Source organism: Saccharibacillus sp. JS10, assembly GCF_024436065.1.
GTDB lineage: Bacteria > Bacillota > Bacilli > Paenibacillales > Paenibacillaceae > Saccharibacillus.
This window is the reverse complement of record NZ_JANFNS010000001.1, coordinates 234,197-254,006: the sequence shown is the minus strand read 5'-3', so window position 1 is coordinate 254,006 and position 19,810 is coordinate 234,197. Positions and strand designations below refer to the sequence as shown.

At 44.1% G+C, this 19,810-nt stretch carries 20 protein-coding genes; 8 read left to right on the top strand and 12 right to left on the bottom strand.

The features are described 5' to 3' along the window. Window positions 1–2 precede the first annotated feature (2 nt). From NOM90_RS01120 to NOM90_RS01110, 3 genes are all read right to left on the bottom strand, one after another. The gene (locus NOM90_RS01120; RefSeq protein WP_255939343.1) at window positions 3–1,538 is read right to left on the bottom strand and encodes an ABC transporter substrate-binding protein; all 1,536 of its coding nucleotides are present in this window, start codon (window positions 1,536–1,538) and stop codon (window positions 3–5) included. A 50-nt stretch (window positions 1,539–1,588) separates the two neighbouring features. Beyond that, window positions 1,589–2,599: a M14 family metallopeptidase gene (locus tag NOM90_RS01115; RefSeq protein WP_255939342.1), complete on the bottom strand. Its 1,011-nt coding sequence runs from the start codon at window positions 2,597–2,599 to the stop codon at window positions 1,589–1,591. Between the two features lie 252 nt (window positions 2,600–2,851). Further along, a complete protein-coding gene (locus NOM90_RS01110; RefSeq protein ID WP_255939341.1) occupies window positions 2,852–3,181 on the bottom strand; it encodes an ArsR/SmtB family transcription factor in 330 nt (109 codons plus the stop codon). A gap of 118 nt (window positions 3,182–3,299) precedes the next feature. Between NOM90_RS01110 and NOM90_RS01105 the strand changes: the two genes are divergently transcribed. From NOM90_RS01105 to NOM90_RS01095, 3 genes are all read left to right on the top strand, one after another. Then, window positions 3,300–4,682: an MFS transporter gene (locus NOM90_RS01105; protein WP_255939340.1), complete on the top strand. Its 1,383-nt coding sequence runs from the start codon at window positions 3,300–3,302 to the stop codon at window positions 4,680–4,682. A 371-nt stretch (window positions 4,683–5,053) separates the two neighbouring features. After that, on the top strand, window positions 5,054–5,536 hold the full coding sequence (locus NOM90_RS01100) for a MarR family winged helix-turn-helix transcriptional regulator (RefSeq protein ID WP_255939339.1): 483 nt from the start codon (window positions 5,054–5,056) through the stop codon (window positions 5,534–5,536). 131 nt (window positions 5,537–5,667) lie between these two features. Further along, window positions 5,668–6,915 (top strand): MFS transporter, encoded by a 1,248-nt coding sequence (locus NOM90_RS01095; protein ID WP_255939338.1) that lies wholly within the window; start codon window positions 5,668–5,670, stop codon window positions 6,913–6,915. On the opposite strand, the gene NOM90_RS01090 is transcribed toward NOM90_RS01095, so the two are convergent. The 3 genes from NOM90_RS01090 to NOM90_RS01080 form a co-directional block, all read right to left on the bottom strand. Beyond that, complete coding sequence (locus NOM90_RS01090) at window positions 6,893–7,699, bottom strand: hypothetical protein (RefSeq protein ID WP_255939337.1); 807 nt, start codon at window positions 7,697–7,699, stop codon at window positions 6,893–6,895. The genes NOM90_RS01095 and NOM90_RS01090 overlap by 23 nt on opposite strands. 89 nt (window positions 7,700–7,788) lie before the next feature. Further along, window positions 7,789–8,763: a hypothetical protein gene (locus NOM90_RS01085; RefSeq protein ID WP_255939336.1), complete on the bottom strand. Its 975-nt coding sequence runs from the start codon at window positions 8,761–8,763 to the stop codon at window positions 7,789–7,791. An 85-nt stretch (window positions 8,764–8,848) separates the two neighbouring features. Next, complete coding sequence (locus tag NOM90_RS01080; RefSeq protein ID WP_255939335.1) at window positions 8,849–9,457, bottom strand: TetR/AcrR family transcriptional regulator; 609 nt, start codon at window positions 9,455–9,457, stop codon at window positions 8,849–8,851. A 170-nt stretch (window positions 9,458–9,627) separates the two neighbouring features. On the opposite strand from NOM90_RS01080, the gene NOM90_RS01075 reads away from it, so the two are divergent. The 3 genes from NOM90_RS01075 to NOM90_RS01065 all read left to right on the top strand — a co-directional run bounded on the left by NOM90_RS01075 (window position 9,628) and on the right by NOM90_RS01065 (window position 12,744). Continuing rightward, entirely contained in the window at window positions 9,628–10,941 is a 1,314-nt protein-coding gene (locus NOM90_RS01075; protein WP_255939334.1) for an aldehyde dehydrogenase, read from the top strand. Between the two features lie 182 nt (window positions 10,942–11,123). Next, window positions 11,124–11,657, top strand: a complete 534-nt coding sequence (locus NOM90_RS01070) for a sigma-70 family RNA polymerase sigma factor (protein WP_255939333.1) — start codon at window positions 11,124–11,126, stop codon at window positions 11,655–11,657. Continuing rightward, the gene (locus tag NOM90_RS01065; RefSeq protein WP_255939332.1) at window positions 11,644–12,744 is read left to right on the top strand and encodes a DUF4179 domain-containing protein; all 1,101 of its coding nucleotides are present in this window, start codon (window positions 11,644–11,646) and stop codon (window positions 12,742–12,744) included. The genes NOM90_RS01070 and NOM90_RS01065 overlap by 14 nt, the downstream gene beginning before the upstream one ends. A gap of 71 nt (window positions 12,745–12,815) precedes the next feature. Here NOM90_RS01065 and NOM90_RS01060 read toward each other — a convergent pair whose 3' ends face one another. After that, a complete protein-coding gene (locus tag NOM90_RS01060) occupies window positions 12,816–13,415 on the bottom strand; it encodes a TetR/AcrR family transcriptional regulator (RefSeq protein ID WP_255939331.1) in 600 nt (199 codons plus the stop codon). Window positions 13,416–13,689: 274 nt separating this feature from the next. Here NOM90_RS01060 and NOM90_RS01055 point away from each other — a divergent pair, with 274 nt between their 5' ends. After that, window positions 13,690–15,123: a DHA2 family efflux MFS transporter permease subunit gene (locus NOM90_RS01055; protein WP_255940502.1), complete on the top strand. Its 1,434-nt coding sequence runs from the start codon at window positions 13,690–13,692 to the stop codon at window positions 15,121–15,123. An 88-nt stretch (window positions 15,124–15,211) separates the two neighbouring features. Here NOM90_RS01055 and NOM90_RS01050 read toward each other — a convergent pair whose 3' ends face one another. Continuing rightward, a complete protein-coding gene (locus NOM90_RS01050) occupies window positions 15,212–15,361 on the bottom strand; it encodes a hypothetical protein (protein WP_255939330.1) in 150 nt (49 codons plus the stop codon). Window positions 15,362–15,531: 170 nt separating this feature from the next. Between NOM90_RS01050 and NOM90_RS01045 the strand changes: the two genes are divergently transcribed. Beyond that, on the top strand, window positions 15,532–15,744 hold the full coding sequence (locus NOM90_RS01045) for a hypothetical protein (protein WP_255939329.1): 213 nt from the start codon (window positions 15,532–15,534) through the stop codon (window positions 15,742–15,744). On the opposite strand, the gene NOM90_RS01040 is transcribed toward NOM90_RS01045, so the two are convergent. The 4 genes from NOM90_RS01040 to NOM90_RS01025 form a co-directional block, all read right to left on the bottom strand. Beyond that, a complete protein-coding gene (locus NOM90_RS01040; protein WP_255939328.1) occupies window positions 15,741–16,553 on the bottom strand; it encodes an HAD-IIB family hydrolase in 813 nt (270 codons plus the stop codon). The genes NOM90_RS01045 and NOM90_RS01040 overlap by 4 nt on opposite strands. Window positions 16,554–16,701: 148 nt before the next feature. Beyond that, window positions 16,702–17,289, bottom strand: a complete 588-nt coding sequence (locus tag NOM90_RS01035) for a sugar O-acetyltransferase (RefSeq protein ID WP_255939327.1) — start codon at window positions 17,287–17,289, stop codon at window positions 16,702–16,704. Between the two features lie 6 nt (window positions 17,290–17,295). Then, a complete protein-coding gene (ilvD, locus tag NOM90_RS01030; RefSeq protein WP_255939326.1) occupies window positions 17,296–18,999 on the bottom strand; it encodes a dihydroxy-acid dehydratase in 1,704 nt (567 codons plus the stop codon). A 15-nt stretch (window positions 19,000–19,014) separates the two neighbouring features. Further along, window positions 19,015–19,692 (bottom strand): GntR family transcriptional regulator, encoded by a 678-nt coding sequence (locus tag NOM90_RS01025; protein WP_255939325.1) that lies wholly within the window; start codon window positions 19,690–19,692, stop codon window positions 19,015–19,017. Window positions 19,693–19,810 lie beyond the last annotated feature (118 nt).

Below are 19,810 nucleotides of genomic sequence, written 5' to 3'. Positions count from 1 at the left end.
CATTATTGCGTTTTTGCGGTGATCGTCGAGACTTGAATCGAAGTGTCGACTCTACCATCCCAGTTCAGAGAATCCGATACACCGTAGTATTGATTTTCTTGATACAAGAAAATACGCGGCGCATCTTTGATGACTTCGTCTTGAATTTCTTTGTATAGCTCTGTGCGTTTATTCTCATCCGTAGACGATCTTGCTTCATCCAGCTTGGCATCCACATCCGCGTTATGATACGTCGAATACGATTCGCCCGAGCGCAGGATCGCATAGATTGCAGCATCCGCATCTAGCGTATTCGTACTGCTCCAACCGAGTACATACATATCGGATTGTTTGCCTGCAGGTACAAGCGTGCGATATACGGAACTTTCGACGTTATTGACTTTTACGGTAACGCCAACGGCTTTCAATTGCTCCGCGATAACTTGAGCCACGTCTGTATTTTTGATATACCAGCTTACGGTATCCAGTGTGATCGAAAATCCATCTGGATAACCCGCTTCAGCAAGCAGTTGTTTTGCTTTTTCTGGATCGTAGTTGTAACCTTCCGGTTCGCCAGCGTAACCGAAGTCTTTCGGTCCGATCAAGCTGTTGGTACGTACCGCAGCGCCTTGAAGCACTTTATCGACAATCGTATCGACATCAATCGCGTAGTTCAACGCTTGACGTACTTTTGGATCGTTGAATGGTTTTACGTCTGTTTTAAATCCAACATAGACGGTGTTGCCTGCACGCTCTACCGTAGACAGACGCGCATTCGAAGACGATTCGATTTTGCTGCGATCTTCTGGAGATACGCCGGTTACGATATCGACTTCCCCGTTTAACAAAGCGCTCACACGCGTCGAAGCTTCAGGAATCGAGCGGAATGTTACTTTTTTAACTTCAGGTGCTCCGTTCCAATAATCGGCATTCGCTTCTAACACGACATTACTGCCTTTATCCCAGCTTACGAATTTGTAAGGACCTGTACCGATCGGTTTTTGCGCAAATTCTTCTTGTCCTACTTCTTCGGCATATTTCGGAGGCACGACTTCAGTTGGGTATCGGTTAAACCGTGTCGGGATCAGCGGATCTGGTTTTTTCGTAATTACATGTACCGTGTAATCATCAATGGCTTCAACTTTATCGATGGTCGATACATAACTTGCTGTCGGTGCATTGCTAGCCGGATCGATGACTCGGTCAAGCGAATATTTAACGGCTTCCGCATTGAAGGGTTCGCCGTTCGTGAAACTTACGCCTTCGCGCAATTTGAACTCCCAAGTCAGATCGTCAACTTGTTTCCAGCTTGTTGCAAGACCCGGAATCAATTTCTCGTTCTCGTCGCGTTTGACCAAGGTATCGAAGATGTTGTCCACCACTTGTGCATTTTCAGTCAAAAATCCTGGATCAAGACCGCTTACGTCAAAAGCACGACCGATCGTAATATCCAAATTCTGCTCCGCTGCTGTCCCCGGTGTTGATTCCCCTGTTGCTGCAGGCTCTTTACTTACGGTCGAGCATCCAGCCGTCAACGCCGCCAACAAGGTCAAACTCATAAAAAATCTGCTTTTCTTCAACATATACAGCCCCCATAACCTTTTATTTTTTATGAAAATTTTCCAAGCATAACCGCGTATCCGCCTTTGTGGACAGAAGAAGCGGTATGAATAGATAAAATGATACCGTAAGGAATTGGGCAGATCAGTTGTTGCTCGGTAAACGAAGGATAGTCCAAAGTTTCGAGTAAAAGATCTCCTTGTTTGACGACTTTGCCGACTTGCTCTCGAAACGTGCGGACCCCGTCTACTTCGAACCGAAGTTCAACGACATCATCGATATGAGCGGTAGTTAAATCCAAGTAACGCTGTGCAGTATCAAAGTCGGATGTTGCAAAAGAGTAAGACTCAAAGTTATGTAGGAGGGTACGTACGATCTCCAGATGCTTTTCGACCGCAGGTTCTTCCCAGCTACTTCCGCCTCCGTTTTCTAACAAAATCGACGGAATACCCGCCCGGCAGATTTCGTTAATAAGCATGCCTTTGCTGCTGGAAGGACAATGATAAATCGCGACGAGCGGTGTGTCTTTTAACACGTTCAGTGCAGTCTCATACGCTTGTTCATGATTTTTGGCGACCATCGCGAATGAGGTAACATCCAAATATTGTCCGCCTCCATGTAGGTCGATAAATAGGTTGGCATTGTTCTTGATCTTGTCAGCGAAAAATTGTCCATAACGGTAGGAATAGGTTTGGCTTGCTTCTTGATGTTCTTCTGAGGTGTCGATAAAAACGCGGTTTAAATTGATTCCATCGATCGGGCTGGCATTGGTTCCAGCAAGCAGCGCAGACGCATTCGCGACTGGGCACACGATCAAACTTCCTCGTAGACGATGCAAAGATAATTCCGACAAAAGACGTATACATGCAATCACACCGTCATGTTCATCTCCGTGTACAGCGGCTTGAATCCATACTACTGGACCTTCTTGCTCACCTACGGCGCGGAAAAGAACAAATGAAAGATCGTCTTGAACTTCGTCAATTCTAGCAATAGTTCCAGGTGTCTGATGCAACAGTGCATCTTCTAATGTAGGAAAAAGGCAATCGGGCTGCATCATCTCCAAAAGCCTCCTTTACATGGTCATGTTATATCCGGGTGATTGGATAGGAATTCTAAATTAATTGCCATGCTATCAAAGTTTGGAAAACAAAGTCAATGTCATAAAGTTCCTATAGAAATCTTCTATAATACATTTCAAAACTTAATTTTCGTCAACTCTTATTTCAGTTCAAAATGCCTTTCGCTTACAAGGAAATAGTTGATAGAACTTATAGATAAAGATTTATAGAAAGTTTGCATCATTTGACTTTTATTTGGACAAATGTTCCTGTAGATTCGATTCGTAACTACTTAGCACAGCATGAAGTAACCCTGGAAAACGAGCTTCCAAGTCTTCAGTACGGAGAGATAACAAACGATGGGTACCTACGACTCTGGTATGGGTGACGCCAGCTTCTCTTAGCATGCGTGCATGCTGGGAAAAGGTAGACTTGGCGATTGAAACTTCGAAATTTTTGCAAGCTTGTTCGCCGCCTTGATGGATCTGAGAAACAATTTGTAGACGGATCGGATCGCTTAGCGCATAAAGTACGGTAGGTAACATCAGATCGTCGCGAGAAGGATGATGCAAAAGTTTCATATGTGTTACTCCTTTTTTCGAAATCAAATTTTCAAGTTTCAATTGTATTTTAGCTTATTCTCCTGCTATACTTCAATGGTTCGTTAATTACCGAACTATAGAAAAAGGAGAATGGATTTTGAAAACTACTGAACCTTCTTATGCGGCAGAAGCCCCGCAAACCGAACATCAAGTATCTTTAAATCGTGAAGGATTGACGGTACTTGTCTTTAGCATCGCGGTTATTCTGGTCGTCATGAACACGGCAATGTTTAATATGGCATTACCCGGTATCACTTCCGATTTTCAAATTTCTGCAACGGCGGCTTCGTGGATTGTAACGGGATATTCGATTATGTTTGCGATCTCGTCGATCACGTTTAGCCGATTATCTGACTTTGTCCCGCTGCGCCGATTGTTAATGATCGGGCTTATCGCTTTGGGCGGAGCCGGCGTAATCGGATTTTTCAGTCAAAGCTTTATGGTTCTGCTGATTTGCCGAATTATTCAAGCTTCCGGAGCCGGCGGTACGGTATCGCTTGCAATGGTCTTGTTCACTCGCTACATACCTCTAGAGCGCCGAGGTTCGGCGATGGCAACGATTATGTCTGCGGTTGCACTGGGTCTGGGCTTAGGTCCGGTTGTCGGCGGTCTGATTGTTGAAAATCTAAGCTGGCATTGGTTGTTTGCGATTACTGCGATCGTACTTTTGCTACTTCCTTTATTCGCTTGGTTGTTGCCAAAAGAATTACCGAAACGCGGTTCTTTCGATGCGATCGGCGGCGTGCTGCTTGCTGTCGGAATTACAAGTCTTCTTCTGTTCTTAACGAATCAGATCTGGGCATTGCTTGTACTCGGGGTTGTGGCACTTGCTTTGTTCGTTGTTCGGATTTGCTTAACGCCTGATCCGTTCGTGTTACCTTCTCTGTTCGGGAATCGCAAATATTTGTTATTGGCATTGGCTGGAATGACGGCTTATGTATGTAACTTCTCGACGTTGTTCATGCTGCCACAGATCTTAACGAGAAACTTCGAGTTTACTGTGGGTCATGCGGGTCTTGTTATTTTCCCGGGTTCATTACTTGCGATCGTCGCATCGCGTAAAATCGGTAAAATTATTGACCGATACGGGAACCACGGCATCTTGCGTTTCGGTCCGCCGCTATTGTTGACTTCAACTTTGTTGTTTGCGCTATTTATTACACAGTCGTGGGTAGCTGCAATGATCATTTATATGATTTTAAGTATTTCGTTCACTGCGCTTTCCAGCAGCTTATCGAATGAAATTTCGCGTGTGCTTCCTGAATCTTCGATCGGTTCGGGTATGGGTCTATTCCAATTGTTGCAATTCTTCAGCGGAGCTTTTAGCGTGGCAATGGCGACGACTGCGATGGAATGGCAGCATGCGCTTCCGATGTCTACGGCGTATTCGAATATTTATTGGGGATTGTCGATCTTTGCTTTGATTGCGATTGGGAGTGCGATTTGGTATCGTCGACATTCTAGGGTGCAGCTTGGTTAGATTTTAGACATCGAAAAAGTTACGGTTGTGGGGAAGTAAGGAGACTACGGGGTAAATTCGTTTCGGTCGCGTGTTGAACTCGGGAAAACTGGATTGGAATTTTTTGTTTGGATTTTCCCAAGTTCAAAGGCGAACATTCCAAGCATATGCTTCCGAAGTATCTTTTCTTCGAAAAGATTTGACTACACTGAATTCCCCCTCCGTCTCCTTGCTTCCCAGTTACGTTTTGCGTCAGAGTTTTATACAGTTTAAATAAAAAGAGCGGCTACTTATGTAGTCGCCTTTTTTGTTGTAAAGGAAACAAATCTTGCATATAATTAAATTTATAACATAGATCGGGTGTGTGGGTGTATAGAATGGGAGGATTACCAATGAGTAAACAAGAACAACTGCTAGAGGAGTTCGGTCATGTATTCAATAAGCTCGTGTGGTTGAATCGCGGGGAAATGGAAGAAAAGTTGAAAGGTCATAAATCTTCCGAGGTTCATTGTATCGAATATATCGGTAAGCATGAAGATTCCAATGTCACGAAGCTCGCGGATGCTTTTTATATGACGCGGGGAGCGATTAGTAAAATTACGAAGAAGTTATTGGACAAAGGATTGATTGAAAGTTATCAGAGTGCAGAGAACAAGAAAGAAATTTATTTCAAACTAACGCCGCAAGGACAAGAAGTGTTTGAGATTCACGAAGGGTTGCACCAATCTTTTCGTGAGCGAGACGATGCAGTATTTGAACATATATCAGATGCACAGTATGAGACGATCTTTCATTTTCTCGATCTTTATCGTCAGCATTTGGATCATGAAATTCATAAACAAGGGATTACACCTGAAGATCAGATCAAGTCTTAACTAGAGATAAACCGTTTTTCTATTCTTATAGAAAAGCGGTTTATTATTTTTGTTGACAAGGAAACAAAATGGTCTTATGATGATATTGTTTCTTAGGAAACTAAAAATCATCTTGAAGGAGTGTTCACCTTATGTCCTCATCTTCCAACACAAATCATTCTTCTCCACCTATCGACAAAAAAGCTTTATTTTTCGGTTTGCTTGCTGTATTTCTTTGCGGAGTAGGATTCACGATCATCTCCCCTGTCGTTCCGTTCCTTATTCAGCCTTACGTACATAACGCTGCCGACCAAGCGACAATGGTGACGTTACTGATGGCGATTTACGCCGCATGTGTATTCCTCGCTGCTCCTGCAATCGGTGCGCTGAGTGATCGCTTCGGGCGTCGTCCTTTGCTGCTGCTTTGCTTACTCGGTTCTGCTATCGGATATGCGGTGTTCGGAATCGGTGGTGCATTGTGGGTGTTGTTCGTTGGACGGATCATTGAAGGAATCACCGGTGGCAGTATCGGGATGTTGTTTGCTTACTTTGCTGATATTACGCCTCGCGAACAACGCACTCGTTACTTTGGTTGGGTCGGTGCAATGGCAGGCGTCGGAACGATTCTGGGTCCTGTTATTGGAGGTTTGCTTGCTCATTATGGATATGCGGTTCCGATGTTTGCCGGAGCGGCTGTAACTCTGCTTACATTTTTGCTGGGATTAGTCATCATGCCAGAAACGCTAAAGTCAGAGCAACGTCTAAAAAAGATCACAGCCGCTCGATTAAATCCGTTTATTCAACTTGGAAGTGTACTTTCTGTCAAACCTCTACAAAGACTGTTTATCACCGCTTTTTTACTTTGGCTGCCTAACGGTTCTTTCCAATCGATTCTTCCTCAGTTCACCATCGATGGGTTCGGCTGGCAGCCTACCGCTATCGGAGTCATGTTCTCGATCATCGGAGTTCAAGATATTTTATCGCAAGCTCTTCTAATGCCGGTGCTGCTCAAAAAGCTAACCGATTCCAAAATCGCGATGCTCGGGATGATTGCCGAAATGGTGGCTTACCTGCTGATCGCACTCTCTGCTATATTCGCCTATTATCCGCTACTGATCGCAGGACTATTCGTATTCGGCTTCGGTGATTCGATCTTCGGCCCTTCGTTCAACGGAATGTTGTCCAAATCAGTCGACGATCACGAACAAGGACGGATTCAAGGAGGCAGTCAATCTATCCAAGCCTTAGCGCGTATTGGTGGTCCGGTCGTTGGAGGTCAATTGTATGTATGGCTGGGTCATGCTGCTCCTGCTTTTATGGGCGTGATTTTGATCGGTATTGCAATAGTTTTCCTGTACGTTCGATTGCCTATTGGTTTTAAAAAGATATCATGGCGATAAGTTCTTGGGCGGATTGATCTACCTTTTTACGTCCGACGCGCTCTTTGTATACCATAACATTTATCCAATTTACGAAATCATGGTGAGATTGGATGTAGTACCAGCCTTTATCTACAATCTCTCCTTGATAAAGAGCGAAACGATCGATTCTAAACGGCTGAATTCCTTTTCGTGTATACATCCAATCATAGAACTCAGTACGTAATTCTTCGATTCGATGCGCCACATCTTCGCGAAATTCAAAATATATGTATTTCCCGTTTGAGTAGTCCATCGCTACAACTAAAGTTGCAGCTTGGGTGAAAGAAAGATCTGCTTTGCCGTTCATTGTGTTTAATACTAATTCTTCAAAGCCTGCCTCTAATTGAAGTGAAGTAGCAGGCTTTTGTAGACTTTTTAAAAGGCTCAAGCCCTTCTCTAAGCTTTCGCTAAATTCAATATATCGAGCAATATGATCCAGTAACTCTTCACGGCTGCAAAAAACATAAAATAAGACATAGCGTTTTAAAAGATCTTCCGCAGATTCTTCAATAAACAATGAATACGAACTAATCTGCTGATCATTGTTATCATCGGAAAAATATATTTCGCCAAAGCCGGTCAACCCAATTTGACTGCATGCTTTCAGTAAAATTAACGATTCATGTGAAAACCCTACCGTCTCGCTATCAAATCGTTGTCTAGCTTCTTTTGAATAATTGGCGTGCAGCTTATGATATAAAGTCAAAAATTGCTCCACTTCGTTATCCATAGATAGAAGCTTTTCATATAAGGTTTGGTTCATTGGTTTCCACCTTTTCTTTTAATTTTTTCAGGTTTCGATTTTAGATTTACTATTGTGAATTTTTCATTGCCTTAAATATTTATTTTTGCTTAATGGACTTTGATTTCTTCTTCCGGTATCTCCATATAATAAGAAAGAAGTTTAATCATCACATTCCCTTTAAATTTTTTGTCTACTGGAACAAGAGATTCTATTTGAACAGGTAATCCGTCATCCCCTACTCTTTGTTTTAACGAAAAAAACATCGTGCTGTGTGCGTATTCGGATGACGAAGCTTTTTCTCTTAAAGAACTTTGAACATGAAAATTCAACTGAACATTACCTTCTGATTGATATTCGATGATCGCCAAGTCTTGATCTCTGGAACATATCCCCTCCATATTCTGAGTATATTGTTTTTTGAATGCTGCCCATTCTTCTTCACTCATTTCTTCGGGCAATTGCTGCTCAAGCGTATTTTCTACTTCTTCCCAAATATCATGACGTTTCAGAGCATGAATATAGAAAACTCGATCTTGCTTATAAAAGGAATCGTAATACGTGTATTTAATTTTGTTTGGGAATTCTTCAAATTCCAGTACGATCGGCTCGATTTGTATCGGAATTTGGCGGTAATAACTATTCAATTTTATAATGACGTCCAATTCTTGGCTTGGATCAATGTTCGGGAAAGATTCATTTGCATCTTGCTCGTGACAAGTCAAAAATAACTGCTTCAACCGAACGTCTGAGAAAGCTTCAAGATCAACTCCTGTTTCGGCAAAATGTTGAAGTTTCATCTCGATATCGTGATGCCCAGGTATACAAAACGTAGATTCCGATGAGGAAAAAGTCATAGTCTGTCCTTGAATGATCATTTGACTCAGATAAGGTTGCTGGTCGTTAGAATCGTTTTCTTGATTCGATTTTTCCGGAAATTTTTGAAGCGTCCACAATTTGTTCATTCCATTCTCCGACGTGATTGTCAGTAATAACACATCAACGCCACCGATCTTTGCCCACCGGTTTAGCAAAATTTCGCGCTCAGGGAGCAGCATAAGTTCTTTCAAGTTTTTTAACCGCACTCTATTTCCTCCTTGTTGAATAGCTTTATATCTATCAAACGTTCGATCTACGTTTTTCGTTGGTTTTGATTTTAATTTTGTTTTTCTATTGTGAATTTTTCACTGTCTGAATTGGGCCTTGCATATTAAGCAACATCATCTGCTGTGTCATTTCTTCGGGTGTCTGCTTCATTCCGTCATTGAGCCAACCATGAATAACGCCCACATAAGCCGAACCGATATAACTTGCAATCACGTCTTTTTGTACCGGCAATCGACTTTCATCCAGATCAGCGAACTTTTTTTCATAAAAACGGGCAAAATACCGCTTCATATATTGAACAAAGTCGGTCATTGCTTTTCGTTCGAACATTACCTCGAAAAAAGTACGGTGCTTTTTCACATAAGTAAAAATCTGCCCTGCTATATCTTGCTGCATCTCGTCAATCGATAGATCAACAGGTTGCGCTTTCTCCGCTTCGCCAAGCATTTCGTCTAAAATCTGATCCGTCACCTTTTGCAGCAAATGGTCTTTCGTTTCGTAATGAAGATAAAAAGTTTTTCGATTAACGCCTGCTCGTTCGGTGATATTCGAGATCGTAATCTTGTCGTACGATTTTTCTTTCAATAATTCGATTAAAGCGTCCCTCAGCATATTTCGTGTTCGCACAATCCTAGGATCGATTTTCTCGGGTAGATCAGCAAATGTTGGCATAAAAATTCTCCTCCTTGTTTATCGCACCCCAACTTTACCTCATTTGTGGCATAAGCCGCAATTGGGGCGTTTCTGGTTATTGTGAAGGAGTCAAGCGGCGTTTATAATTTCAAATATAAGTTTATAACAATTAAATGATAAGAAATTTAAAATGTTTAGGAGCGATTGAAATGACAACAACTACACTAAGTGCCAAAGAATTAGTAGAGAAACAACGTAAATTTTTCCGTACAGGAGAAACCAAATCGGTCGCTTACCGAATCGATGCGCTCAAACGTCTCCGCAGCGGTATTGAGACTTATCAAGAACGTATCCTAAGTGCTTTGCGCGCCGATCTTAACAAATCCGAAGGCGAAGGTTTTTATACAGAAATTCGCTTAGTCCTCGGAGAAATCGATTATACATTGAAAAGTCTTGAAGAATGGGTGCTGCCTCGCACGGTACCGACTTCTGATCAGATTCCGGACGGTACAAGCAAAATCCATCCGGAACCTTATGGCGTAACACTGGTGATCGCGCCTTGGAACTATCCGTTCCAGCTCGCATTTTCTCCAATCGTCGGTGCGATCTCCGCAGGGAACACCGTTGTATTGAAACCCTCTGAACTCACACCTACTGTCTCTAAAATCAGCGCTGAGCTGATTCGTGAGTATTTCCCGGAAGAGTTCTTTGCAGCAATGGAAGGTGAAGTTGAGACAAGTACCGAGCTATTGCGCGAAAAATTCGATTATATCTTCTTTACAGGTAGCACACAGGTCGGCAAAGTCGTGATGCGCGCTGCTGCTGAACATTTGACACCGACTACCCTTGAGCTTGGGGGAAAAAGCCCTTCAATCGTACATGCCGATGCCAATCTCAAAAGCGCAGCGCAAAGTATCGTTCGCGGTAAGTTCCTCAATGCAGGTCAGACTTGCGTAGCACCGGACTATCTGCTTGTACATGAAGATGTACGCGATGCGTTTATTGAAGAACTCCGTCAAGAAATTACGAATAAGCACGGCGAAGACGTGATGCAAAATCCGGACTTCCCGCATATCGTAAACGGAAAAAACTTCGATCGATTGAATGCGTTTTTGGAGAATGGTGAAAAAGTCATCGGTGGACGTTCGGATCGTGAACAGTTGATGATCGAGCCTACTTTGCTTCAAGGTATTACTTGGGATTCGCCAATCATGCAAGAAGAAATTTTTGGACCGATCTTGCCTATGATGACCTATACCGACTTGGACGAAGTGATCGAAAAAATCGTAGACCGTCCAAAACCTTTGGCTTTGTATCTCTTCACTCGCGCCCAACAGGTGCAAGACCTTGTATTGAATAACGTTTCTTTCGGCGGCGGTTGTGTAAATGAAACCTTGCTGCATATGAGTTCGCATGAACTGCCATTCGGCGGGGTCGGCGATAGCGGTATGGGTTCGTATCACGGTCGTCAAAGCTTTGAGACATTCTCGCACCATAAATCCATGCTTGTTCGCAACGTATAAAATTGGATTTTAATTGATCTACAGCGGCGATTCGCACCTCATGCGAATCGCCGCTTTTTTTCGTCCCATGCCTTTCGTATCTGACTTTTAAACTTTTTTTCGTTTATGATGAAATCAAATGTAACCGATCGGCAGCTTGCGCACTCTAATAGTTATCCAAAAAGAAGAAAGGACGATACGCTTTGGAAAATGAAGAATGGGTACAACGAGCCCAACATGGCGACCGCGACGCTTTTGTCGAGTTGATGCGGCAACATGAAGAAGCGCTTCACCGTATGGCATGGTCGATGTTGAGAAAAGAAGAAGATGTCGCAGATGTATTGCAAGAAACGATACTTAAAGCTTACCGTGCAATCTCAGACTTACACAGCCCGCAATTTTTTCGAACCTGGCTTTTTAGGATTTTAATCAACGAATGTAACACTTTGCTTCGAAGTCGTAACCGAACCGTCACTGTCTCGGATTTCCCGATCGTCGCAGCAAAAGGAAACGATTATGACGGCGTAGATATGCGAGACGCTGTGGATCGTTTGGAACAAAAACAACGTACCGTGATCATTTTGCATTACTTTGAAGATATGAGTATCACGCAAGTTGCCGAGACGCTCAATCTCACAGAAAGCGCCGTGAAAACAAGATTGATGCGAGCAAGAACTGCTTTAATGAAAAAATTTCAAATTCCGATGAAAAGGGGAATAAATTATGAATCCGTCTAACAACCATCCATTGGAGCTTCATCTCAAAAAAGCTGGGGAAAACACGCCACCGATCTCTCCATTCGTCCGCTCTCGTTTAGATGACACTTATGCTTCGTTACCTGAACAAACAGTTGCAGCGACACCTGTATCGGCACGCCCGCGCTTTGCAATGAAACGTCATATGAATCGCTTGATGTGGACTGCCGCTTCTGTCATTGTAATTTCTAGCGGGGTATTTGCTTCGGGATTCGCTTCGCCTGCTATGGCAGATACCATTCGCGAAATTCCATTGATCGGTAGCTTGTTTACCAAAATTAAAGGAGACGAAGGTCTGCGTACAGCGGGAGAACGTCAACAAGGATTAATGGTTCATGCTACAGCTGCCGTGGGAAATACGAAAATGAATATCAAAGAAACGATCTTTGACGGTTCCAGAATCGCAGTAGCTCTTGATCTGACTCTACCGGGAGTTTCAAACACCAGCGACTTCGAAGGTCAAGTAGAAAATATCACTTTAGAGATCGGTGGCAAGAAATTAGACGGATTCTTTTACGAGAAGCCGATTGATCAAGGTAACGGTACGTATACGCTTCTAGCCAACCGACCGCTTGATGCCAAAGAAGCCGATGCCTTAGGTCTTGATTTCGAAGCACGGCTTAATATTTCGATCCAAAATCAAACGCAGCCGCTTCAAGCGACGGTTCCTTTCGAGCGCATTGTTACCGGTTATGAATTCAAACTTACTCCTGGGCCTACCGTTTCGGATCAAAAGTATACGTTGAATATTGATCGCTTGAACGTAACCGCATCGACGGTACAATTAAATACGACGCTTGAACTGAACGCAAATCAAATGTCCGCAGAAGAACAACAAAAAGCTTTGCTTCCTAGCGGCTACGAACTTGTCGATGATCGCGGTCATGCTCTTGATGTGATTGGCGGACAAGCTACGCAAGAAGGAAACAAAATGGTCGGGATGTCCAACTACGGAGCCGATCTTGCCAAAACGAAATTCATTACAATCAAACCTTACCTGCTTAAAAACGATAACAAGCAATATTTGAAAAACCTTGAACTTCAAATTGATTTAAAGGCAAAAAAATAATACGGCAATCTCCACTTCTAAAAGAAATAAAAAAATCCGCTGCGAACTTTTCGCAGCGGATTTTTGTTGAATCAAAACGTAGACTTTTCGAGAAGCTCCAAATCTCCCCGGCGAAGAAGCAACGCGAATTGACGCGCCAAAAACTGCGGAGAGTAAGGCATATCGTTACGGAGCCAAGAAACAATCGTGCCCAGCAGAGCCGACGAACCAAACCAAATCGCGAAGTCTTGCTGAATGCCATGTTCTTGGAGTGAACGTTTTGCCACGCCTTCTGTTATTTTTTGCACAAAAATATCTTTCAATTTTTCTTGGAAAATCGGAATTCGATACGAGCCAATCATGACTTTATAGAAACTGGCATTTTCCGCGATATGTTCAAGCAACCCAAGCAAAATCACATCGTCGCTACCCGTTTTCTTTTCCTCAACTGTTTTCGTCATCGCAAGTTTGATCGCTTCTACCATTTCGTCTGCCATCTTCTCCATCATATCTTGAATATCCCGATAATGCAGATAGAAGGTTACACGGTTAATCGTCGCTTTTTCCGCAATCCGATTCACAGTAATCTTCTCAGGCTCCATCTCTTGCAGCAGCTCGATTAACGCATGTTTCAACAATTGACGAGTTCGCACTACCCGAGGGTCGATTTTGGTTTTGTTGCTTTCTGCCATCACGGTTTCTCCTTATATGTTTAAATTTACACTTTTAAAAATTTTGTCGATTATTCAAAAGTTAAACAACATTCTGATGATTTACGAGATTTAATTGACGTTTTCACAAAAACTGTTGCTTGTATCGATACACATCAGATGATTATAATCTGTTTTATGTATTGTTGATTATCCGACACAATGTAAAAAAAGTCTAGCCCAGAAACGAGAGGACGGAGAACAATTGAGTAGTACCGCGATATTATCTACAGCTTCGATCAAAAAAGGCCCGATTATGTTTATCATGATTCTGGGTGCTTTCCTGACGACGCTAAACCAGACGCTGATGAGCGTGGCAACACCGGAACTGATGAAAGACTTTGATATTACCGCTGCAACCGCACAATGGTTAACCACGGGTTATCTGCTTGTGAATGGCGTTTTGATTCCGATCACCGCGTATTTGATGCAAAAATTCTCGACACGCCAACTTTTCCAAACGGCAATGATGATCTTTTTGGTGGGTACAACGGTATCGGCGCTTGCCAATGATTTTCCCGTACTGCTGACTGGACGATTGATCCAAGCCGCTGGCGCAGGGATTATTATGCCTCTGTTGATGAACGTTATTCTTGCCTTGTTCCCTCCTGAAAAACGTGGCTCCGCGATGGGATTGGTTGGTCTTGCGATTATCGTCGCACCCGCAATCGGTCCAACGCTTGCAGGCTATACGCTTGAAAATTATTCATGGGAAACGATGTTCTATGCGATGATCCCGCTCGCTTTACTCGTTATCGTACTTGGCTTCATCTATCTGCGTAATGTAGGTGAACGTCAACATGTCAAATTCGATGCAATCAGCGTAATCTTATCAACGATTGGTTTTGGCGCTTTGTTGTACGGATTTAGCCGCGCAGGAAGTCTCGGTTGGTCTAGCTCTGAAGTGCTGATCATGATCGCAATCGGCGTGGTTGGTCTGGTCATTTTCTGCGTTCGGCAATTGCGAATGAAATCGCCGCTGCTTGACCTTCGCACTTTCCGCTTTAATATGTTTTCATTAACGATTGTGATCAGTATTGCAGTTACAATGATTATGTATGCGGATATGATGCTACTTCCTCTGTATTTGCAAAATGCTCGCGGCTATACGGCGATCGAGTCAGGATTGTTATTATTGCCGGGTGCTTTATTAATGGGGCTGTTAATGCCGATCACCGGACGATTGTTCGATAAATACGGTGCCAAATGGCTGACGATCATCGGTATGGCAATTGTTATCGCGACAACGCTTGGCTTCATTAATTTGACAGATACCACAAGTTACACGTATTTGGTCTTGATGTCTACCGCTCGCCGAATCGGAATGGCGTTCATGATGATGCCGCTTCAGACTGCCGGGCTGAATCAATTGCCGCCAAGTCTGAATGCGCACGGTACGGCAATCAGCAATACAACGCGTCAAGTTGCTGGTGCTATCGGTACATCGCTGCTTGTTACCGTCATGTCGGATCGCGCGAAATCTCATGCCGCTGAAATGATGCAAAACGGTACAGATCCGGCTCAGATTGCAACGCAAGCTCAAATTTCCGGGATCAACGATGCGTATCTGGTTATCGTAGGTATTGGCGTGGTCGGGTTATTGCTCTCGTTCTTTATTAAAAAGGTGCAACGAGGTAGTGAGGCTACGATTGAAGTTCGTTCCAACGAAGAAAAAACAGTCAACGCGTAAATCGATTTTTATCATAACAAGTCACCAAAAAGCCCTGCGAGTTAGAAATTTCTAACTCGCAGGGCTTTTCCATACGCCAAATCTCTACTTAATCATCGTCAGTTTCATCATGATCCATCTGTTGATGCTCTGCGTCGTCCATATCCATATCATTCATATCGTGATCATTATCCGCAACGCAACCCATAACAATCGATAACAATCCAACCACCGCGAACAACCCCAGTGCTTTTTTCATCGTTTATGCCTCCTCCCTACCGAATATCGTTGATGTTCCTATCATACCTCGTTCTTTCTATTTTGTTTGTACCTTTTAGCTATAAAAACAAACTTTATCCACTGAAGATACGCTTAATAAAAGAGGAGCTAAAAATGAGTGAATCTACGGCATGAAGGAGGTACAGCCAAATGAAAAAAGAGAAAAAACCAAGAAATATTACGGGGATTATTGTCGCTGTTCTCTATTGCTTTGTCTTATATGCGATTCTGATCCAAGCTCCTGAAGGCGAATCACCCGTTAATCCACCATGGGCTTATGCGATGATTCCGCTGGGAGCTACTGCAATTACACTCCTTTTTGATTACGTGATCAAATTCGATTTTTTCAGAAAAAAGAATTAAACATGCAAGCTGGGCTGCAACTTCAGAAGTTTCTCTATCGTCATAAGCACGCCATCTTCATCATTGGATCGGGTCACAAAAGCCGCAGCTTCTTTCGTATTCTCACACGCATTACGCACAGCAAAGCTGAACTCGGCGATCTGCATCAGTTCGATATCATTTTCTCCGTCGCCAAAAGCAATCGTTTCTTCCCGCGTAATGCCTAGCCTATGCTGTAGCTTAGTGACCGTTTCTCCTTTATGTGTACCGAGCGCGGCAATATCTAGCCAACGCGGTTCGGAATCGACCATGTATATTTTCCCGCCAAGGGTATGTTCAATCTTGCGTCGAAGCTCTGCAGTGCGTCCTTTTGCATCGAACACTGTGACTTTAACAAATGCGCCTGGCACTTGGTCAAATGAAGAAACTTTAATCACTTCACGGTACGAACTTTTGACAAGGCGGTAGTCTTCTTCATTCAACGTATCATACACATAAGCGGCATCGCCTGTACACGCAATCACAATCATCTCTTGATCGAACTCTTCAATTTCTTGAATCGATTGCAGTGCGAGTTCACGCTCTAGCGTAAATTCTTGTATCACTTTCCCATCTCGCTTGATTCGGGTTGCACTATCTCCCAGAATCCAGATCCCTTCAAATCCTGCAAAAAGTTCTTCGACTCGCTCACATTGTTTCCCTGTACAAGCGGCAAATTCAATTGCCTGCTGTTTCATCTGCGCATAGACGTTTGCAAATCGCTGTCGGTTAAACCCACCTGTAGCATTCAAAAAAGTTCCATCCAAATCGCTCACAATCAACTTAAACATCTTACTCCTCCTCTATTTCCACACTTTATAAAGATCATTTATTAAGATTCGAGTTAATGGTACATGTTGAAACGCGTTTCATGTCAAGCTTGCTTCAACAAAAAAGACGTACATCCGCCTAAGCGGATATACGTCTTTCTTTTTATACTCAATCTCGATTGTATTTATTTCGATCTTCTTCCGTAATTTCGCGAATCACGCGGCATGGATTACCCGCGGCGATGACGCCCGGCGGAATATCGCGGTTCACCACGCTACCCGCTCCAATCACGCTTCCCGAACCAATCGTCACACCCGGCAATACCGAGACATGTCCTCCAAACCAGACGTTGTCGCCAACGGTGATTGGATACGCATACTCTAACCCTGCGTTACGTTGTTCGACATCAAGCGGGTGACCCGCTGCGTAAAATCCGCAGTTCGGACCGATAAATACGTTGTCTCCGAAAGTCACTTTTGCCGAGTCCAAAATCACTAAATTATGATTCGCAAAAAAATTCCGTCCAAGCTCGATATGATAACCCAGATCGCAATAAAAAGGTTGTTCGATGACAAACGGTCCTTTGGCTTCTGCGACAATATTCCGAATCATCTCTTCTCGCTCGGTAATTTTTAGCGGATTCAACTGATTATGTTCAAAACAAAGCGATTTGCAATAATTGCGTTCGCGAATCAGTTGCGGGTCGTTATTGTTATCGTATAACAGACCCGCCGCTGCTTTTTCTTTCTCATTCATCAGCAATTACTCGAACAGATCGGTTACCGCGCCTTTGGAAGCGGAAGAAACCAGATGTGCGTATTTTGCCAGTACGCCTGTTTTTACTTTCAGCGGTGGTTGTACCCAAGCGTTCTTACGTGCCGCCAATTCTTCTTCGCTCACGTCCATGGTCACTTCACGGCTTTCGCTATCGAAAGTGACCATATCGCCTGTACGAAGCAGGCCGATTGGTCCTCCGACTTGCGCTTCCGGCGAAACGTGACCCACTACGAAACCGTGCGAACCGCCGGAGAAACGTCCGTCTGTCATCAATGCGACTTCGCCGCCCAGACCTTTACCGACGATCATCGCAGTAACCGAAAGCATTTCCGGCATACCTGGGCCGCCTTTAGGTCCGCAATAACGAATAACCAGCACGTCGCCTTTTTTGATCTCGTCTTTCATGATCGCTTCTGTTGCTTCGTCCTCGCTGTCATAGACTTTTGCCGGGCCGGTAAAGCGGGATTTTTTCATACCCGACATTTTCGCTACCGCTCCGTCCGGAGCCAAGTTACCTTTCAATACAACCAATGGGCCGTTTGGCTTGAGTGGGTTGTCGAATGGACGAATCACGTCTTGCCCTTCTTGCAGCGATGGCATATCCGCAAGGTTTTCTGCCAATGTACGTCCGGTTACTGTCATGCAATCGCCATGCAGCAGTCCTTTTTCGAGCAGCAATTTCATGACGCCCGGTACGCCGCCGATATCGTTCAAGTCTTGCATAACGTGCAGACCGCTTGGTTTCAAGTCAGCCAAATGCGGCACTTGCAGACGGATACGTTCGAAATCGTCCAACGTCAGGTCGACGTCAACCGAATGCGCCATTGCAAGCAAGTGCAAGAATGCGTTAGTCGAACCGCCAAGAGCCATAACGACTGTGATCGCATTTTCGAAAGCTTCTTTGGTCATGATGTCGCGAGGATAGATGTCTTTTTCCAGCAAGTTAAGAACTGCCGCTCCCGCTCTTTCACACTCGTCGGCTTTATCTGGAGAAATCGCAGGCGTCGAAGACGAACCCGGAAGACTCATCCCCATCGCTTCCGCAGAAGCAGCCATCGTATTCGCTGTGTACATACCGCCGCAAGCGCCAGGGCCCGGGCATACGCTACATTCGACTTGTTTCAATTCTTCGTCCGTGATCTTGCCTTCCTGATATTGACCAACAGCTTCGAATGCCGATACGATATCGACTTTTTTGCCGTCCAAGATACCCGGTTGGATCGTGCCGCCGTATACATACACAGAAGGTACGTTCAGACGTCCGATTGCCATGAGGCAAGCCGGTGTATTTTTGTCACATCCGCCTACAGCTACAATCCCGTCAAAACGTTCCGCGCCCGCTACGATTTCGATCGAATCGGCGATTGCTTCACGGCTTGGCAGCGAGAACAACATACCTTCGTGACCCATCGAAATACCGTCGGATACCGTAATCGTATTGAACACGAGTGGCGCGCCGCCGCTGTCTTTAACGCCTTTTTTCGCTTGGAAAGCCAAGTCGTTGATGTGCATATTACATGGCGTGACTTCGCTCCATGTGCTGGCTACGCCGATCATCGGTTTTTTGAAGTCTTCGTCGGTAAAACCTACAGCACGCAGCATCGCACGGTTCGGTACGCGGTTTGCGCCTTCGCTGATCACTTTACTGCGGATTCTCAGGTCTTTTTTGGTTTCGTTGTTGTTTTCCATGTGGATTAGCTCCTATCAATTGAAAGTATCAATCAGGTGTTCCAGTTCACGCATAGGACGGATTAAGTTTTTTTTCATGGCTTCATGTGCAGCGGCGGCATCTCGATTTTGAAAAGCCGCAATAATCGCGACGTGTTCGTCTACCGAAGCTTGCGTCGAATCGATCGGTTGCTGCAAAAACACGTATTTGAATCGACGGATATGTACTTGAAGCGAATCACTGAACGTTGCCGTGTACGGATTATTCGAAAGTTCCACGATAACCTTGTGAAATTCTTCGTCGGTCTCCATCGCCAAATACGGTTGGTCACTGCTCACCGCATGTGCAAATTCTGCGTTCAAATCGATCAGACGTTGGATTTGCTGTGGAGAAATAAGCTCTGCAGCCACTTCCGCAGCTGAAGCATGTAATGCCGCCAAAGTCGAATACAACTTAAGAATATCGCCTTTTTCGACTCCTGTCACTTTCGTTTCTTTCCCTGGATAAGTAGCAACCAGCCCTTGTACTTCAAGCAGTTGAAAAGCTTCGCGGATCGGCGTACGACTCACACCAAGCGATTCGCTCAGTTCCGCTTCCAGCAATTTTTCTCCCGGCTGAAGCGTTCCGTCAACAATCCAGCGTTGAATTTGTGTGAGCGCTTTTTCTTTTGCAGAAATACGTGCCGGCGCTTTAAAATTTTGAGGAACGGGCAATGAGATGCCTCCTTTGCTTAACAAAGCAACAATCTCTACGTATGCAATATATCGCATATGTATATGAAAATCAATCCTTATTGATACATTTCGCTTTTTTTTGTTAACCCAAAGACAA

What these genes read in the sequence shown, in the direction of transcription:
- NOM90_RS01055 (WP_255940502.1), top strand. Translation starts at nt 13,690, where the DNA reads ATGTTTATCATGATTCTGGGTGCTTTCCTGACGACGCTAAACCAGACG.
- NOM90_RS01035 (WP_255939327.1), bottom strand. Translation starts at nt 17,289, where the DNA reads ATGAATGAGAAAGAAAAAGCAGCGGCGGGTCTGTTATACGATAACAAT.
- NOM90_RS01075 (WP_255939334.1), top strand. Translation starts at nt 9,628, where the DNA reads ATGACAACAACTACACTAAGTGCCAAAGAATTAGTAGAGAAACAACGT.
- NOM90_RS01120 (WP_255939343.1), bottom strand. Translation starts at nt 1,538, where the DNA reads ATGAGTTTGACCTTGTTGGCGGCGTTGACGGCTGGATGCTCGACCGTA.
- NOM90_RS01065 (WP_255939332.1), top strand. Translation starts at nt 11,644, where the DNA reads ATGAATCCGTCTAACAACCATCCATTGGAGCTTCATCTCAAAAAAGCT.
- NOM90_RS01050 (WP_255939330.1), bottom strand. Translation starts at nt 15,361, where the DNA reads ATGAAAAAAGCACTGGGGTTGTTCGCGGTGGTTGGATTGTTATCGATT.
- ilvD (WP_255939326.1), bottom strand. Translation starts at nt 18,999, where the DNA reads ATGGAAAACAACAACGAAACCAAAAAAGACCTGAGAATCCGCAGTAAA.
- NOM90_RS01100 (WP_255939339.1), top strand. Translation starts at nt 5,054, where the DNA reads ATGAGTAAACAAGAACAACTGCTAGAGGAGTTCGGTCATGTATTCAAT.
- NOM90_RS01040 (WP_255939328.1), bottom strand. Translation starts at nt 16,553, where the DNA reads ATGTTTAAGTTGATTGTGAGCGATTTGGATGGAACTTTTTTGAATGCT.
- NOM90_RS01090 (WP_255939337.1), bottom strand. Translation starts at nt 7,699, where the DNA reads ATGAACCAAACCTTATATGAAAAGCTTCTATCTATGGATAACGAAGTG.
- NOM90_RS01095 (WP_255939338.1), top strand. Translation starts at nt 5,668, where the DNA reads ATGTCCTCATCTTCCAACACAAATCATTCTTCTCCACCTATCGACAAA.
- NOM90_RS01060 (WP_255939331.1), bottom strand. Translation starts at nt 13,415, where the DNA reads ATGGCAGAAAGCAACAAAACCAAAATCGACCCTCGGGTAGTGCGAACT.
- NOM90_RS01080 (WP_255939335.1), bottom strand. Translation starts at nt 9,457, where the DNA reads ATGCCAACATTTGCTGATCTACCCGAGAAAATCGATCCTAGGATTGTG.
- NOM90_RS01045 (WP_255939329.1), top strand. Translation starts at nt 15,532, where the DNA reads ATGAAAAAAGAGAAAAAACCAAGAAATATTACGGGGATTATTGTCGCT.
- NOM90_RS01115 (WP_255939342.1), bottom strand. Translation starts at nt 2,599, where the DNA reads ATGATGCAGCCCGATTGCCTTTTTCCTACATTAGAAGATGCACTGTTG.
- NOM90_RS01110 (WP_255939341.1), bottom strand. Translation starts at nt 3,181, where the DNA reads ATGAAACTTTTGCATCATCCTTCTCGCGACGATCTGATGTTACCTACC.